We start from the raw sequence: 17283 nt of genomic DNA on the forward strand, positions 1-17283 counted from the left end.
TTACAGGCCCGCGGCCCGCACTCCCGCATGCAACTCGGCCGCCCGGTCGATCAGCTCCCGCACATCACGCACCGCCGCCGGAAGCGTCACGTAGACGTGGTCGACACCCACCTCGGCCAGCGCCGCCACGTCTTCCACCAGCTGCGCGACGCTTCCGGTGTACGGCGTCCGCGGCTGCTCACTCGACTCGGTCAGATCGCCGGTGCCGATCTGCACCGTGCAGCCGATCTCCTGCGGGTCACGCCCGGCCTCCTCGGCCAGCTCACGGATCCGGCCGAGCATCGCACCCACCCCGGCCGGCGGAACCGCGGTCGGCAGCCACCCGTCGGCCCGCCGCGCCACCCGTCGCAGCGCCTTCTCCGTACTCCCGGCCAACAGCACCGGAATCCGCCGGGCCGGCTTCGGCCCGATGTCCGCGGCCGCCACCTGATACCGCCGGGTCTTGAAACTGACCGGGTTCGGCCCCCACGTCTCAGCCGCGATGTCCAGGAACTCGTCCAGCGCCCGCCCCCGCTCACTGAGCGGCACCGGCGTGCCGGCCCCGAACTCATCCGGCGACCAGCCCGACCCCAGCCCGGCGATCACCCGGCCCCACTCGCCGAGTCCAGCGTCGCAAGCTGCCGCGCCAGCCGCAACGGCAGGTGCAGCGGCACCACCAGCACCCCCGTGCCCAGCTCGATCCGCTCGGTCACCGCCGCCGCCATCGACAGCGTGACCAGCGCGTCGGTGACCCCGCGGTACACGTCCGGCCAGGGCAGGCCGGGCACGCCATACAGACCGTGCGCCCCACTCTGATCCTCGGGCACAAGCACCCGCTCGAACGCCCCAGACTGTCGAACCCGATCTCCTCCAGGGCCCGCGCCGCGGTCACCACATCCTTGCCGGGCGTGTAGTGCTGGAACTGCGGAAGGCTCACGCCGAGTTTCACCATGCGCGTCACACTTCCACGAACGACAGACCTTTAGGGGTACGCATGACGAACGGCTCTCGCTTTCCCCAGGGGCCTGGGCACGCCCCCAGGCCCCAGCGCCCCCGCCGGGCTTAAGCACGGGGTCGCTCTCACCCCTCCCGCTCACGCGCGTCCCAGACACCTCACTTTCGCGAGCCGCCGGTCAGGCAGGTTTCCCGGCCCCGAAACGTGCCTGCCGGGCGGCTCGCGAGCACGAGCCGCCGGTCAGGCGTGTTTTCGGGCCCCCGAAACGTGCCTGCCGGGCGGCTCGCGAGCACCAGCCGCCGGTCAGGCGTGTTTCTGGGCCCCGAAACGTGCCTGCCGGGCGGCTCGCGAGCACCAGCCGCCGGTGAGGCGTGTTTCCAGGCCTTCGAAGGGCGCGTGTCGGGCGGCTGGCGATCACCGGCCGCCGGTCAGGCGTGTTTCCGGGCCTTTGTGAGGCGTCTGCTGGGCGGCTCGCGATCGCGGGCCGCCCGACAGGGAGGTTTCAGGGCGTTTGTGAGGCGTCTGCTGGGCGGCTCGTGGGGCGGGCCGCCGGTCAGGCGTGTTTCGCCGTCGGGGGGCGGGATTATGTGCGCAGGGCTCGGCCGGTGGGGGTGTCGGGGATGTCGGCGACGGGGCCTGCGTACAGGATCTGGCCGCCGTGACGGCCGGGGCCGGGGCCGAGGTCGATCAGCCAGTCGGCGTGGCGGATGACCTGCAGGTGGTGTTCGATGACTACGACTGTGTGGCCGGCGGCCAGCAGGTGATCGAGGGCGGTCAGCAGGATGTCGACGTCGTGCAGGTGCAGGCCGGTGGTGGGTTCGTCCAAAACGTACAGGGCTGGGCCGTCTGCCTCCCGCAGCTCCCTGGCGATCTTGACGCGTTGGGCCTCGCCGCCGGAGAGGGTGTTCATTCGCTGGCCGAGGCGTAGGTAGCCGAGGCCGATGGCGTCGAGATGTTCCAGCGCGCGGGCGATGGCGGGGTCGGGGAGCCGGTGGACGGCCTCGGTGATGGTGATCTCGTCGACGTCGGCGATGGACAGGCCGTCGACCCGGTGGCTCAGCAACTCCGGGGTGAACCGGCGGCCCTCGCACACCTCGCAGATCGTCTCCTGGTCGGCCAGGAACGCCAGGTCGGTGCGGATCACGCCGCGGCCGGCGCAGGCCGGGCAGGCGCCGGCTGAGTTCGGGCTGAACAGGGCGGCCGGCATGCCGGTGTGGCGGGCGAACAGTTTGCGGACCGCGGCGGCGATACCGGTGTAGGTGATCGGCGTGGACCGGCTGTTCGTGCTGACCGGGCGCTGGTCGATCAGCACGGCGTCGTGTTGGGCGACGAGTTCGGCGGCCAGGCTGGACTTGCCGGAGCCGGCCACCCCGGTGAGCACGGTCAGCACCCCGGCCGGCAGATCGACACTCAGGTTCCGCAGGTTATTGCGGGTGGCACCGGTGACCGACAAGGCCGCGCTGGTGGGTGGCGAGGTTGCGCTGGTGGATGGCGAGGTCGCGCTGGTGGGTGGCGAGGTTGCGCTGGTGGGTGGCGAGGTTGCGCTGGGGGCTGCCGGGGAAGCGGGGGAGAGGCGGTGGCCGTTTGGGGAGGGCTGCTGGGTGAGGGCGACGCCGGTGGGTGTGCCGGCGCGGCGGAGCTCGGGGAACGTGCCCTGGAAGATCAGGGTGCCGCCGTGCTCGCCGGCGCCGGGGCCGATCTCGATGATCTGGTCGGCGGCGGCCATGACGGCCGGGTCGTGTTCGACGACGAGGACGGTGTTGCCGGCGTCGCGTAGGCGGGCGAGCAGCGTGGTCATCGCCGAGACGTCGGCCGGGTGCAGGCCGGCGGTCGGCTCGTCGAACACGTACAGCATTTCGATCAGGCTGCTGCCCAGATGCTTGACTGTCTTGACTCGCTGCGACTCGCCGCCGGACAACGTGGCGGTGCCCCGGCCGAGGTGCAGATAGCCGAGGCCGATCGTGACCATCGCCGTCAGGCGCTCGTGCAGGGCGGCGACCACCGGCTGCGCGCTCGGCTCGCGGATCGTGGCGACCAGGTCGGCCAGTTCGGTGATCTCCATGCGGGCCAGCTCGCCGATGGTGTGGCCGGACACGGTGGCGCTGCGGGCGGCCGGGTTCAGCCGGTCGCCGTGGCAGTCCGGGCACTCCTGCGACCGGGTGAACTGGGCCAGCACTGACCGTTTGCGATCGGACAGGTCGTCGGCGGTGCGCAGGTAGATCCGTTCGAAACGGTCGACGATCCCCTCGTACGCTTCGCCGCTGAAAAGCAGGGCCGAGCGCTGCTCCGGCGTCCAGTCGCGCAGCGGGGTGTCCTCGTCGAAGGTGCCCAGGTCGGCGACGAGGGAGTACCAGTAGCCGCCGTCGCCGAAGCCGGGCAGCCGGATCGCGCCGTCGCGCAGCGACCGGTCCAGGTCGAGGACCCGGTCCAGGTCGGTGACGACGCGCTCGCCGAGCCCGGAGCAGGCCGGGCACATGCCGGCCGGGTCGTTGAACGAGAACCGGTTGGATTCGCCGACGTGCGGGGTGCTGAGCCGGGAGAAGAGCAGCCGAAGGTACGTCCACGCGTCCGTGACCGTACCGATGGTCGACCGCGCGTTGCCGCCGAGCCGCCGCTGATCGATCACCACGACCGGGGACAGACCGTCGATCCGGGTCACGTCCGGTTTCGGCCACTTCGGCAGCCGGTTGCGGGTGAACGGCGGGAACGTCTCGGTGAGCTGCCGGCTCGCCTCGGCCGCGATGGTGTCGAACACCAGCGACGACTTGCCGGACCCGGACACTCCGGCGAACACGACGAGTTGCCCGCGTGGCACGTCCAGGTCGAGCGCTTTCAGGTTGTTGGTGCGGGCCTGCCGGATGCGGATCATGCGCTGTTGGTCAGCCATGGGCCCGACGCTACGAGCAGATGTGGCCGGAATCTGGCCGCGATTACCGGCAGACTGCGGTGATGGCCGATGTCACGCAACGGATCCTCGCTCTGCTGGCCGAGTTGCAGGCCGGCCGGGCGTTCAGCGGTGACGAGCTCGCCGGCCGGCTGGACACCAGCCCGCGCACGCTGCGCCGCGATGTCGAGCGGCTGCGTGGCTACGGCTATCCGGTGGAGACGCAACCCGGGCCGGGCGGCTACTACCGGCTGTCGCGGGGCGCGGTCATGCCGCCGCTGCTGCTCGACGACGACGAGGCGGTGGCGGCCATGCTGGGGCTGGCCACCCTGGCCGGCGCCGGCAGCGGCGGCGTCGACGAGGCGGCGGATCGGGCGTACGCCAAACTTGATCAATTCCTGCCGAAGCGCCTGCGGCATCGGGTGGCCGCCCTGCGCGACGCCCTGGAGACCGGCGGAACGCCGGCGCCGAGCCCGGACGCCGCCACCATGAGTCTGCTCGCGGAGGCGATCGCCGGCCGGCGGCTGGTGAGCTTCACCTACGCCGACGCGACCGGGGCCGGCACACAGCGCCGGGTCGAGCCGTACCGGCAGATCCAGTTCCGGCTGCGCTGGTACCTGCTGGCCTTCGACCCGGGCCGCGACGACTGGCGGGTGTTCCGCATCGACCGGATCACCGGCCCGCGCGACACCCTCCAGCGGTACGAGCCACGCCCGCTGCCCGCCCGCACCGGCCTCGACTACCTGCGGCAGGGCCTGGCCCGGGACAGCCACCGGGTGGAGCTGACAGTGCACGCCCCGATGCCCGCGGTGGCCGACGCGCTGCGGCACCACGAGGCCGACCTGACCCCGATGGCGGCCGGCCGCACCCACGCCGTGGTCGTGGTCGACGCGTGGCAGTGGCTGCTGCCCGGGCTGGCTTTCCTGGACGCCGAGGTCACCGTCCACGGGCCGGCCGAGGTGCGATCCGCCTGGCGGCGCTTCGCGAACAACCATTGCCAATCATCGATGCCATGCGAGGATGGGAGCGCTCCCAAGACTGGAAGGTGACCATGCGCTCGATCTTTGCCACGCTCGCCGCTGTCCTGATGCTCAGCGCCACCGCCGCCGGCAGCGTCCCGGCCCATGCCGCGAAGGCCACCGCCGGCAGCGTCCCGGCCCATGCTGCGAAGGCCACCGCCGGCAGCGTCCCGGCCCATGCTGCGAAGGCCACCGCCGGCAGCGTCCCGGCCCATGCCGCGAAGGCCACCGCCGGCAGCGTCCCCGCCGGCGATGCGAAGGCCGCCGCCGACCGGGGCCCTGCCGGCGCCGCGGCAACCGCCCACCGCGGCTCCTGCACCCGCGGCCTGCTCTTCTGCGAGGACTTCGAACGCCTGCCGACCGGCGGCCCCAGCACCCTGAACTGGGGCGTCGACACACGCAACGGCACGCTCACCGTGGAACGCGCCCGCCACGGCAAGGTGCTGCACGTCCGTACGGTCGACAACGGCCGGGCCTTCCTGCGCGTCGACGACTTCGCCGCGCCCGGCAACCGCTTCTACGGCCGGATGCGGCTGCGCGTCGACGCCTTCCCGACCGCTCCGGACTGGGCGCACTTCACGCTCGTCGAGGCGACCGGCAGCGGCAGTTCGGAGGTCGTCCGGCCGATCGGCGGCCAGTACGCCCCGACCGTGCCCGGCATCTTCTGGGGTGTCGGCGCCGACGGCGGCCCGACCGGCGACTGGACGAACTGGCGTGAGTCCGCCCCGGTCGTCGAGGACACCTGGCAGTGCTTCGAGTGGGCCCTCGACCCCGCGGACAACCGCGTCACGGTCTGGATCGACGGGAAAGCCAACCCGGAACTCACCGCCTCCACCGACGAACACGGCGGCAACGACGTGCCGTTCGTCCTGCCCACGGTGAACACCGTGAAGATCGGCTGGCAGCTGTACCAGGGTGGCACCACGCCGCGCGAGTTCAACCTCTGGATCGACGACATCGCCCTCGGCGCCGACCGGCTCGGCTGCTGACCTTCTGCGAGACCTCCTGTAACGGCCGCCCACCGGGCGGCCGTTTCCGTTGCAGTTAGATCACGCCACCGGTCGCAAGCGCTCACTCAGCGCCACGCCGCGACTGCCGGTGCCGGCCGATGTGAACGAAATCGAACATCGGCGTTCAGCGTTGCGGAACCGGACCCGACCTCCTGCTGCTCCAATGTGAGCGTTCCCATCGAAGGCTTCGAAGAGGCTGCGCCAACAGGCCCTTGTGCAGCGGTAATCCGAGCCAGCCGATGGTTGGGCAGTGATGATTTTCGAAAACCCCGCGGCCTTGACAAGCAAAGTTTACCGATGCCTGAATGTGTTCGAACATGCGTGAAGACGTGACTAACCAAGTGTCTTGCTGTTCGTTCCTGAGGAGCCAGTTGATGAAGACCATTCCCGGCCGCCGGACAGTTCTCGCCCTCGTTCTCGTGCTCACCCTCACCGGCGCGGGTGCCTGCGCGAAGTCCGAGGACAGCGGCGACACCACGACCGGAGCCGGCGCCGCCCCGGAGGCCACGCAGGTGGTGCAGTCCGCGGCGCCCGGCGCGGCGAGCTGCACGATCGACCAGTACGGCGGCACGAAGATCGATCTGAAGACGGCGAAGGTCGGGTTCTCCCAGTCCGAGAAGGAGGCGAACCCGTTCCGGATCGCCGAGACCCAGTCCATCAAGGACGAGGCCGCCAAGCTCGGCATCACGAACCTGACGACGGCGAATGCGAACTCGCAGTTCAACAAGCAGATCAGCGACGTCGAGCAGATGATCGACTCGGGCGCCCAGCTGCTGATCATCGCGCCGCTCAACTCCGACGGCTGGGACTCGGTGTTCGCCAAGGCGTCGGCGAAGAAGGTTCCGATCATCACGATCGACCGGAAGATCAACGCGACGGCCTGCAAGGACTACCTGTCCTTCATCGGCTCGGACTTCGCCGAGCAGGGCAAGCGGGCGGCCGACGAGATGGCCAAGGCGCTGGGCAACAAGGGTGAGGTGGCGATCCTGCTCGGGTCGCCGGGCAACAACGTGACGACGCTGCGGACCAGCGGGTTCAAGGAGCAGATCGCGAAGGTCGCCCCGGACATCAAGGTGACGTTCGAGCAGACCGGCAACTTCTCCCGCGAGGAGGGGCAGAAGGTCACCGAGCAGTTGCTGCAGTCCAAGCCGAACATCAACGGCATCTACGGCGAGAACGACGAGATGGCGCTGGGCGCGGTGACGGCGCTCAAGGGCGCGGGCAAGAAGGCCGGCGACGTCAAGATCGTGTCGATCGACGGGACCAAGGGTGCGGTGCAGGGCATCGTGGACGGCTGGATCTCCGCGGTGATCGAGTCCAACCCGCGGTTCGGGCCGCTCGCCTTCTCGACCGCGACGGACTTCTTCGCAGGTCAGCCGGTGGGCCAGGACATCATCATCGAGGACCGGGCCTACGACGAGAGCAACGCGAAGAGCGACATCGGCAGCGCGTACTGAACCACCGCCGGCGCCCGGGCACGGTCCGGGCGCCGGCACCTTTCTCGAGAGGCAAGGCATGACGCTGCTGGAAGTGGCCGGCGTATCGAAGACGTTCCCCGGTGTCCGCGCGCTCGACGAGGTGTCCTTCACCCTGCAGCCCGGTGAGGTGCACGCGCTGGTCGGGGAGAACGGCGCGGGCAAGTCCACCCTGATCAAGATCCTCACCGGCGTGTACCAGCCGGACCACGGGGAGGTGCGCTACCAGGGCGTACCGGTCCGGTTCGGCACGCCGATGGACGCCCAGCGGTCCGGGATCTCGACGATCTACCAGGAGGTCAACCTCGTCCCGCTGATGAGCGTGGCGCAGAACCTCTTCCTCGGCCGCGAACCCCGCAACCGCCTCGGGCTGATCGACCGCGGCCGGATGGAACGCGAGGCCCGGGAGATCCTGGCCGGCTATTCCGTGACCGCCGACGTGCGCCGCAGGCTCGGCACCCTGCCGCTCGGCGCGCAGCAGATGGTCGCCCTGGCCCGGGCCGTCATGATCGACGCCAAGGTCGTGATCATGGACGAGCCGACCTCGTCGCTGGAGCCGCGCGAGGTGGAGACGCTCTTCGGCGTGATCCGTGACCTGCACGAACGCGGCATCGGCATCGTCTACGTCTCGCACCGGATGGACGAGCTCTACCGCATCTGCGACGCGGTCACTATTCTGCGCGACGGCAAGCTGGTGCACACCGGCAGGCTGGCCGACCTGGAACGCATCCGGCTGGTCTCGCTCATGCTGGGCCGCGACATGGCCGAGGTACGCCGGGAGGGTTTCACCGTCTTCGGCGGCGGGCACGACGCCGACACCGCCTCGCCGCCGGTGCTGCGTGCCGCGGGCCTGACCAGCCGGCACAAACTGCGCGACATCAGCTTCGAGGTCCGCCCGGGCGAGGTGGTGGGGCTCGGTGGGCTGCTCGGCGCGGGTCGCAGCGAGACCATCAAAGCGATCGCCGGCGCCTACCCGATCGACAGCGGCACGGTCGAGGTGGACGGCAAACCGGTGCCGGCGAAGACCGTCAAGGCGGTCCAGGCCGGCATCGCGGTCCAGCCCGAGGACCGCAAGGCCGAAGGAATCATTCCGGGCCTATCCGTACGCGAGAACATCGCCCTCGCCGTGCTGCCCCGGATGTCCCGGCTCGGTCTCGTCTCCGACGCCAAGATCGACCAGGTCGTCGAGACGTACATGAAACGGCTGCGGATCAAGGCGTCCGGTCCCGACCAGCTGGTCGGCGACCTCTCCGGCGGCAACCAGCAGAAGGTCCTGCTCGCCCGCCTGCTCGCCACCAACCCGAAGATCCTGCTGCTGGACGAACCGACCCGCGGCATCGACGTCGGCGCCAAGGCCGAGGTGCAGAACCTGATCGACGAGCTGGCCGGTGAGGGCCTCGGCGTCGTGCTGGTCTCCTCCGACGCCGAGGAACTGGTCGAAGGCTCCGACCGGGTCGTCGTGCTCCGCGACGGCGCGGTGGCCGGCGTCCTCACCGGAACCGGCGTGACCACCGAGGACCTGCTCGCCACGATCGCGGCCGCAGGAGAGGCCGCGGGGGAGGAAGAGGTATGAGCACCCTGACGGCGCCCGCTGTCCGGGCACGAATCCCGAACTGGCTACCGCGATACGGCGTCTACGTCGCGATCGTCCTGCTGGTCGCCTACAACATCGTGTTCACCCCGTACTTCCTGACCGGCAGCAACCTGCGGATCCAGCTGATCCAGGTGGCCCCGGTCATCATCGTCGCGCTCGGCATGGCCCTGGTGATCGGCACCGAGGGCATCGACCTGTCGGTCGGCTCGGTGATGGCCCTGGCCGCGGCGCTGATCCCGCTCTACCTCGGGTACGGCGTGCTCGCCGCAATCCTCGTCTCGCTGCTGGCCGGCCTCACCGTCGGCCTGATCAACGGCACCCTGGTGGCGAAGGTCGGGCTGCAACCCATCGTCGCCACCCTCGCCCTGTTCGTCGGCGGCCGCGGTCTGGCCGTGGTGATCTCCGGCGGCCAGCTCAAGGACGTCCGGAACGAAGACCTGATCTGGCTGGGCTCCGGCGACCTGTTCGGCATCCCGGTGCTGGTCTGGATCGCGGCGCTGCTCGTGCTGGTGGTGGCGTTCGTGATCCGGCGGACCGTCTTCGGCCGTCGCCTGCTGGCCGTCGGCGGCAACCGGCCGGCCGCCGAGCTCGCCGGGCTTCCGGTCCAGCGGGTGCTGATCACCACGTACGTGCTGTGTGCGGTGCTCGCCTCGATCGCCGGGCTGCTCTCGGTGGCCCGGATCCAGTCCAGCGACGCCTCGTCGGTCGGCCTGCTGATCGAGCTGTCCGCGATCACCGCGGTGGTGGTCGGCGGCACCCCGCTCACCGGCGGCCGGGTCCGGGTGCTCGGCACGGTCGCCGGCGCCCTGCTCATGCAACTGGTGGTGGCCACGATGATCAAACACAACCTGCCGCCGTCGACCGCCGAGATGGTGCAGGCGGTCATCATCCTCGTCGCCGTCTACGTGGCCCGAGAAAGGAAGTCCCGGTGACGATGGGAACCGCTGAGAAAGCCGCGGCGATCGCGGATCCACGCGTGGCCGAGCGCACCGACCGGATCGTCGGCGCGGTCCAGCGGCAGGGCGCGGTCGCGGTGCTCGCCGTCGTGGTGCTGATCGCGCTCGTCGCGTTTCCGAACTTCCGCAGCCTGGACAACGCGGCGACCATCCTGGTCGCGGCGGCGCCGCCGATGCTGATCGCGCTCGGCATGACCTTCGTGATCATCACGGGCGGGATCGACCTGTCGGTCGGGTCGCTCTACGTGCTCGGCGGGGTTCTCGCGGCGTGGGCGTCCGAGTACGGGTTCTTCGCCGCGTTCGGCGTACCCCTCCTGGTCTGTGGGTTGATCGGTCTGCTCAACGGTGTCCTGATCGCCTGGACCCGGATGGCGCCGTTCATCGTGACCCTGGCCGCGCTGCTCGGCGCGCGCGGCCTGATGCGTGCGGTCAGTGACGAAGGGTCCACCACCTACCTGGTGCAGAACGATGCTTTCCGGCGTTTCGGCACCGGCTCGTTCCTCGGCATCGGCTACCAGGTGTGGCTGGTCGCCGTCGTGGTGCTGCTCGGGATGCTGCTGCTGGCCCGGACCCGGTTCGGCAACAGCGTCTACGCGGTCGGCGGCAGTGAGGACGCGTCCGCGCTGATGGGGGTGCCGGTACGCCGTACCAAAGTCGCCGTCTATCTGATGTCCGGCCTGCTGGCCGGCCTGGCCGGAGCGATCAACGCGGCCAAGCTCGGCTCGGGGGTGACCGTGCTCGGCGCGGGCATGGAGCTGGATGCCATCGCCGCGGTGGTGATCGGCGGAACGCTGCTTACCGGCGGCGCCGGCACGATCGCCGGAACGGTCGCGGGCGTGCTGCTGCTCGGCGTGATCCAGAACCTGATCAACCAGGTCGGCAACGTCAACAGCAACTGGCAGCAGGTGATCAGCGGGGCGTTCCTGGCGCTGGTCGTGGTGGCACAGACCTATCTGGTCCGCCTGCGCCGCGACGCGTGAAGCGCTCCGCTGCGGGTAGCCACCGTGCATGAGCGAACGGACTGTGTCGGATGTGGTAGCGGAACGCCTCGCCGCTTGGGGCGTGGAACGCGTCTTCGGGTACTCCGGCGACGGGATCGACGGGGTGCTCGGTGCGCTGCGCCGGGCCGGGAAACCCACGTTCGTGCAAGCCAGGCACGAGGAGGCGGCGGCCTTCATGGCTGTCGGGCACGCCAAGTACACGGGTGGCGTCGGCGTCTGCATGGCCACCCAGGGGCCCGGCGCGGTGCACCTGCTCAACGGCCTCTACGACGCCAAACTCGACTCCAAGCCGGTGGTGGCGATCGTCGGGCAGCAGCTGTCGACGGTGCTCGGCAGCTCGTACCAGCAGGAGATCGACCTGGTGCGGCTCTTCGGGGACGTGTGCGCCCAGTTCGTGCAGGCGGCGCACACCGCGGAGCAGGTGCCGATGCTGCTCGACCGGGCGTTCCGGACCGCGCTGGCGACCCGCAGCCCGACCTGCGTGATCCTGCCGCACGATGTGCAGTCGGAGCCGGCGCCCGATCCCGGCGCGCACGAGCACGGTGTGCTGGCGACCAGCCCGGGGCTGCGCCCCGCGCGGCTGGTGCCCCGCCAGCAGGATCTTCAGGAGGCCGCTGAGCTGCTCGGTTCCGGTGAGCGGGTGGCGATCATGGTGGGCCAGGGGGCGTACGGGGCACAGCAGGAGATCGTCGAGCTGGCGAACCGGCTCGGGGCGGGGGTGACCGCCTCGCTGCTCGGCAAGCCGGTGCTCGACGAGAACCTGCCGTTCCACACCGGCGTGATGGGACACCTGGGCACCACGGCCAGCGCCGAGCTGATGCGGCACTGCGACACGCTGCTGCTGATCGGCACGAACGACCCGTGGACCGAGTTCTACCCGGCGCCGGGACAGGCCCGGGCGGTGCAGATCGACGTGGACGGGCGACGTCTGGGCGTCCGGTATCCGGTCGAGGTCCCGCTGCTCGGCGACGCCGCGGAAACCGTTCGTGAGCTGCTCTCCCTGGTGCCGGCGCGGCCCCGCGGCGCGTGGGCCGCCCGGGTCGAGGAGTGGGTGCAGCGCTGGCGGCTGATCAGCGCGGCCCGGGCCGCCGCGGACGCCGAACCGGTGAACCCGCAGCTGGTGGTCCGCTCGCTCACCGACCGGCTGCCGGAGGACGCGCAGGTGGCGGTCGACGTCGGGTCGGTCGTCTACTGGTACGCCCGGCACCTGCGGCTGCCGCGCGGCGTTCCGGCGCACCTGTCCAGCACTCTGGCGTCGATGGGGTGCGGGATTCCGTACGGGCTCGCGGCCAAACTGGCGGCCCCGCAGCGCCCGGTGGTGGTCCTGGCGGGTGACGGCGCGATGCAGATGGCCGGGCTGGCCGAACTGGTCACGGTGGCCGCCCGCTGGCGGGACTGGGCGGATCCGCGCTTCGTGATCTGCGTGCTGAACAACCGGGACCTGGCCGAGGTGAGCTGGGAACAGCGCGAGTCCGAGAGCGAGCCGCGGTTCGCCACCTCGCAGGACCTGCCGGACGTCCCCTACGCCGCGTACGCCGAGCTGCTCGGACTGCGCGGCGTGCGGATCACCGACCCCGGCGAACTGGCCGGGGCCTGGGACACCGCGCTGACCGCCGACCGGCCCGTGCTGATCGAGGCCGTCGTCGACCCGGCGATCCCGCTGCTCCCGCCCGGCCAGCCGTACGAGAAGGTCAAGGCCATGTACGACGGGCTCGCGGCGGAGAAGGGCCCGATGGCCCGCCGGGCCGAGGCCCACCTGCGCCGCGAGCGCGCCGACGAGGGATTTGTGGCTGGTTAACCGGGCTGTTCGGAGGGCTCGGGAACAGCCGTGTCAACCAGCCGCATGGTGGGGGCGCTGGCGGCTACGAAGATGGCCAGGACGACCGGGATCCACAGGGCGGTGGGCAGGCCGACGACGGTGGCGGCGGCGCCGATCAGGATCGGGCCCAGCAGGAAGCCGAGGTAGCCGATGCTCACCACCAGCGACAGCGCGCGGCCGGAGCGGGCCGGGTCGAGGTTGCCGGCGGCGGAGAAGACTTGCGGGGCGATGCAGGACAGGCCGAGGCCGAGCAGGCCGAAACCGGCGACGCCGGCGAACGGGTGATCCAGGAGCAGCGCGGTGCCCAGGCCCAGGGCGGCGAGGGCGCCGCTCAGGCGGACCAGGAGCACCGGGCCGAGGGCGGTGGTCACCCGGTCGCCGACGAGCCGGCCGAGCGTCATCATGATCGCGAAGGCGGCGTAGCCGTACGCTGCGAAGCTTGTCGTGGTCCCCAGGTTGTCGCGCAGGTAGACCGCGCTCCAGTCGGCGGCCGCGCCCTCCCCGACCAGGGTGCAGAGCACGAGGATCCCGAAGAAGAACAGCAGCGGCGTCCTTTTCGATGCCGGCTCTGCGGTGACGGATTCGATGACCGGTGTGCCCGGCATGATCCAGCGGGCGGCCAGCCCGGCGAGGACCGCCACGCTCGCGCCGACGGCCAGGAACGTCAGGTCGGCGCCGGCTCCGGCTCGGGCGAACAGGCTGCCGGTCAGCGCCCCGAGGAAGCCGCCGATGCTGTAGATCGCGTGGAACGACGAGATGATCGGGCTGCCCCAGGCGCGCTGCACCTCGATGGCGTTGGCGTTCATCGCGATGTTGAGCGTGCCGTGCACCGCGCCGAACGCGAACAGCGCGATCGAGAGCGCGACCAGCGTGCCGCTGAAGCCGGGCGCGATCAGCAGCAGGCCCTCCAGGATCGAGGCCGGGATCAGCACGCGCGAACTGCCGAACCGGTCGGTCAGCCGGCCCAGCACCAGCATGCCGAGGATGCAGCCGGCCGCGAACGCCAGCAGCGCGAACGTCAGCCGTCCGTCACTGAGCCCGAGATTCTCCTTGATCGTCGGGATGCGCGCGGTCCACACCCCGAGCGCAGTGCCGAACAGCAGGAACACCAGCGAGGTGGCGATCCGGGCGCGACGGATTTGCATGCGTCACGCTAACGCTTCCGTGCCGCGCGGCAACGCAGGGCCAGCCACCAGCGTGCTTTCAGGCGGCCGGTGGCCGAGGCCCGGATCAACGCCCCGAGGGTGCCGGCGGCTGCCAGACAGGAGACGACGCCGAGCGTACGATCACCGGCCGGCCCGAGGCTACCGGTAGAACGGTGGGATCTCGTCGTGGTCGGTGGGGACCACGTCCAGGCGCGGGTCGGCGATCAGCCGTGCGATCAGCTCGGGCGTGCCGGCGATGCCGGCCCAGTGCGGGTCGACGTCCGACGTGAAGCACCAGGCGCGGTCGGCCGGCCAGGCGAAGGCCGGGGTCTCGTCGTGCAGGCGCACCTGGCCCGGCCACCCGTCGGCCTGCGACCAGGTGCCCACCTCAGCGAGCGGGCCCCGGAACAGCCAATACGCGCGGGCCGGCAGCTCCACCTTCGGGCCGCCGTCCGGGTGCTCGAACGGCGGCGCCAGGCCGGGTACGGCCTCCGGCGACCAGTCCGCCGGAACGGCCTCCTCCGGCGGGTTGTCCCACTGGCCGAAGCCGTCCCAGACGCAGAAGTGGCAGTCGTCCGGCGTGGTGGTGTGCTCGGCGAGGATCTCGTAGAGCCGGGGGAGTTGTTCCTCACGCCATTCCTCGAACACGGCGTCGTTCTCGCTCATGCCGGGGGGGACCGGGTCGGGCAGGAACCGCAGTCGCGCGTACGCCGGGAAACCCGCCGGGCCGAGCGTCACCAGGTCGGACCAGTCCAGCTCGCTCTCGGCGATCCAGGACGCCGCCGCCAGGTCGGTGCAGAAGACGAGGGTCACGGTGGTGGTTGTACCGCACGTCCCGGCCGCACTGAGCAGCGGAGGCGATCAGCAGGCCCCGGGCCTGCATGTTAGTTTTCGTGCGTGTCCGAAGGCAGTGATATCCGGCCGGGTACGACCCGGCCCTGTGCTCGACGTTCCGCCCGCGACGCCCGCGGTGACCGGACATGCTGATCGCCGTCGGGGTGCTGGCGATCGTGCTGCTCACGGTGGCCACCGGTTATTTCGTCGCGCAGGAGTTCGCGTACGTCGCGGTCGACCGCGAACAGCTCAAGGCGCTCGCCGACGAGGGTGACCCCGCGGCCGAACGGGCGCTGAAGGTGACCCAGCGGCTGTCGTTCGTCCTGTCCGGCGCCCAGGTCGGCATCACCGTGACCGCCCTGCTCGCCGGGTACGTGGCCGAGCCGTACCTGGGCCAGGGCACCGCCGACCTGCTCGGCGCGACCGGCGTGTCCGAGGGTGTCAGCACGTCCATCTCGATGGTGTTCGCGCTGCTGTTCGCCACCATCGTGCAGATGGTCTTCGGCGAGCTGGCCCCGAAGAACCTGGCCATCGCCAAACCGGAGACGCTGGCCCGGGCCCTGTCCCGCTCGACCCTGATCTACCTGGCCGTGGCCGGGCCGCTGATCCGGGTCTTCGACGCCACCGCCACCCGGCTGCTGCGCGCCATCGGTATCGAGCCGGTCGAGGAGCTGCCGCAGGGCGCCACCACCGAGGACCTGGACCGGATCATCGCCGCCGCGAGCACGCACGGTGTCCTGGACGAGCGGGCTGCCCGGCTGCTCGACCACGGCCTGGACTTCCGGATCCGCAACGCCGCCGAAGCGATGCGCCCGCGGGTGGACGTCACCACGATCCGGGCCGGTGACCCGGCATCCCGGGTGGTCGAGCTGCTGGACACCGGCCACTCCCGGTTCCCGGTGATCGGCGACGACGTCGACGACGTGGTCGGGGTGGTCACGATCGCTGACGTGGTCACCCTCGAGCCCGCGGCCCGCGCTACGACCCCGGTACGCGAACTGTGTGCCGCCGCGGTCGCGCTGCCCGAGTCGGCCCGCCTGCCGGAGGTGCTGGACCGGCTCAAGGAGGCGCACCGGCAGATGGCGATCGTCGTCGACGAGTACGGCGGCTTCGCCGGCATCATCACCCTCGAGGACGTGGCCGAGGAACTGGTCGGTGAGATCCGCGACGAGGACGACCTGCCGGAACCGGTGATCGAACGGACCGGCGACGGCACCTGGACGATCCCGGGACGGGCCCGGGTCGACGAGATCGCCGAGGCGACCGGGGTGCAGCTGCCCGACGACGACGCGTACGACACCGTGTCCGGGCTGATCCTGGAACGGCTCGGCCGGCTGCCGGACGCCCGCGAGGAGGTCGAGGTGGAGCTGCCGCCGCTGGTCGACGAGGACGGCGAGCTCCAGCCGCAGGGGGTGGCCCGGCTGACCGTGCTCGCGGTCCACCGGCACGTCCCGGAGAAGGTGGCACTCACCGTGATCGAGGACGGGCAGGTTCCGGCATGAGCACGACCTGGGCGCTGCTCGTCTCCGTACTGTTGCTGGTCTTCAATGGTTTCTTCGTGGCCGCCGAATTCGCGCTGGTCGCCGCGAAGCGGCACCGGCTGGAGCAGGCCGCGGCGGACGGCTCGCGTGGCGCCCGCGTCGCGCTGGCCGGGACCCGCAGCCTGTCGATGATGCTGGCCGGTGCGCAGCTCGGCATCACGCTGTGCACGCTGGGGCTGGGCGCGCTGGCCAAACCGGCGGTGGCGCACCTGCTCGAACCGGTGTTCACGTCGGTCGGGCTGCCCGAGGGCGCCGCCTACGTGGTGGCGTTCATCCTGGCCGTGGCGCTGGTCGGCTTCCTGCACGTGGTCGTCGGCGAGATGGCGCCCAAGTCGTGGGCGATCAGCCACCCGGAGACCTCGGCCCAGCTGCTCGCCATCCCGTTCGTCGGCTTCACCACCGTGCTGCGCCCGGTCCTGTCCGCGCTGAACGGGCTGGCCAACGCGTGCCTGCGCCTGGTCAAGGTGACCCCGCAGGACGAGCTGGCCCAGGTGCACAACCCGGAGCAGCTGCGCATGCTGCTGGAGACCTCCAAGGAACACGGCACCATCGCCGACGCGGAACACGAGCTGCTCACCGCGATGCTCGCGGTGCAGTCGACCACGGTGCGGGAGGTGATGGTCCCGATCGACCGGATCGTCGCGGTGTCCGCCGGCGACGACGCCCGTACGGTCGAACTGCGCAGCATCGAGACCGGCCGGTCCCGGCTGGCGGTCGCCGACGCCGCGGGTGAGCTGGTCGGGGTCGTGCACGTCCGGGACGTCGCCAAGGCCACCAGCAACGGGGAGGCGGCCACCGCCGGCAGCCTGATGACCGCGCCGCTGCCGCTGCCGGCCGGCACCAGCGTCCTGGACGCGATCGCGGCGATGCGGCAGCGCCGCAGCCATCTCGCGCTGGTCTCCGAGGCGGGTGCGGTGATCGGGCTGGTCACCCTGGAGGACCTGCTCGAACAGGTGATGGGCCAGTTCGACGACGAGACCGACCCGGTGATCGACGCGGCCCGGCGGGCGGGCCGCACCGCAGGCACCGCCCGATAGCTCTCAAGACGGGGGCGCGGCGGGCGATAGTGCG

Annotated in this window: 12 protein-coding genes and 1 pseudogene; 9 read left to right on the forward strand and 4 right to left on the reverse strand. The window is 71.0% G+C overall.

The genetic code is table 11. The features are described from left to right. A pseudogene (locus tag OHA21_RS04875) lies at positions 1 to 1091 on the reverse strand (TIGR03619 family F420-dependent LLM class oxidoreductase). 426 nt (positions 1092 to 1517) lie between these two features. After that, positions 1518 to 3821 carry an excinuclease ABC subunit UvrA gene (locus OHA21_RS04880; protein ID WP_328470567.1) on the reverse strand — a complete coding sequence of 768 codons (2304 nt, stop codon included), beginning with the start codon at positions 3819 to 3821 and terminating at the stop codon, positions 1518 to 1520. A 62-nt stretch (positions 3822 to 3883) separates the two neighbouring features. On the opposite strand from OHA21_RS04880, the gene OHA21_RS04885 reads away from it, so the two are divergent. The 7 genes from OHA21_RS04885 (at position 3884) to OHA21_RS04915 (ending at position 12671) form a co-directional block, all read left to right on the forward strand. Continuing rightward, on the forward strand, positions 3884 to 4867 hold the full coding sequence (locus OHA21_RS04885; protein WP_328470569.1) for a helix-turn-helix transcriptional regulator: 984 nt from the start codon (positions 3884 to 3886) through the stop codon (positions 4865 to 4867). A 2-nt stretch (positions 4868 to 4869) separates the two neighbouring features. Beyond that, positions 4870 to 5826, forward strand: a complete 957-nt coding sequence (locus tag OHA21_RS04890) for a hypothetical protein (RefSeq protein ID WP_328470571.1) — start codon at positions 4870 to 4872, stop codon at positions 5824 to 5826. A gap of 395 nt (positions 5827 to 6221) precedes the next feature. Further along, a complete protein-coding gene (locus OHA21_RS04895) occupies positions 6222 to 7304 on the forward strand; it encodes an ABC transporter substrate-binding protein (protein ID WP_328470573.1) in 1083 nt (360 codons plus the stop codon). A 58-nt stretch (positions 7305 to 7362) separates the two neighbouring features. Beyond that, a complete protein-coding gene (locus OHA21_RS04900; RefSeq protein WP_328470575.1) occupies positions 7363 to 8895 on the forward strand; it encodes a sugar ABC transporter ATP-binding protein in 1533 nt (510 codons plus the stop codon). Further along, positions 8892 to 9848, forward strand: a complete 957-nt coding sequence (locus OHA21_RS04905) for an ABC transporter permease (protein WP_328470577.1) — start codon at positions 8892 to 8894, stop codon at positions 9846 to 9848. The genes OHA21_RS04900 and OHA21_RS04905 overlap by 4 nt, the downstream gene beginning before the upstream one ends. A 2-nt stretch (positions 9849 to 9850) precedes the next feature. Beyond that, the gene (locus OHA21_RS04910; RefSeq protein WP_328478300.1) at positions 9851 to 10852 is read left to right on the forward strand and encodes an ABC transporter permease; all 1002 of its coding nucleotides are present in this window, start codon (positions 9851 to 9853) and stop codon (positions 10850 to 10852) included. Positions 10853 to 10880: 28 nt separating this feature from the next. After that, positions 10881 to 12671: a thiamine pyrophosphate-requiring protein gene (locus OHA21_RS04915; RefSeq protein WP_328470579.1), complete on the forward strand. Its 1791-nt coding sequence runs from the start codon at positions 10881 to 10883 to the stop codon at positions 12669 to 12671. Here the strand turns inward: OHA21_RS04915 and OHA21_RS04920 are convergent. Together OHA21_RS04920 and OHA21_RS04925 are read right to left on the reverse strand one after the other, a co-directional pair. Then, entirely contained in the window at positions 12668 to 13837 is a 1170-nt protein-coding gene (locus OHA21_RS04920) for an MFS transporter (RefSeq protein WP_328470581.1), read from the reverse strand. The two genes, OHA21_RS04915 and OHA21_RS04920, sit on opposite strands and share 4 nt — an antisense overlap. Positions 13838 to 13996: 159 nt before the next feature. Continuing rightward, positions 13997 to 14650: a hypothetical protein gene (locus tag OHA21_RS04925; protein WP_328470583.1), complete on the reverse strand. Its 654-nt coding sequence runs from the start codon at positions 14648 to 14650 to the stop codon at positions 13997 to 13999. 167 nt (positions 14651 to 14817) lie between these two features. Here OHA21_RS04925 and OHA21_RS04930 point away from each other — a divergent pair, with 167 nt between their 5' ends. Beyond that, positions 14818 to 16173 carry a hemolysin family protein gene (locus tag OHA21_RS04930; protein WP_328470585.1) on the forward strand — a complete coding sequence of 452 codons (1356 nt, stop codon included), beginning with the start codon at positions 14818 to 14820 and terminating at the stop codon, positions 16171 to 16173. After that, a complete protein-coding gene (locus OHA21_RS04935; RefSeq protein ID WP_328470587.1) occupies positions 16170 to 17249 on the forward strand; it encodes a hemolysin family protein in 1080 nt (359 codons plus the stop codon). The genes OHA21_RS04930 and OHA21_RS04935 overlap by 4 nt, the downstream gene beginning before the upstream one ends. The last annotated feature ends 34 nt before the right edge of the window (positions 17250 to 17283 follow it).

It is taken from the genome of Actinoplanes sp. NBC_00393 (assembly GCF_036053395.1).
Lineage (GTDB): Bacteria > Actinomycetota > Actinomycetes > Mycobacteriales > Micromonosporaceae > Actinoplanes.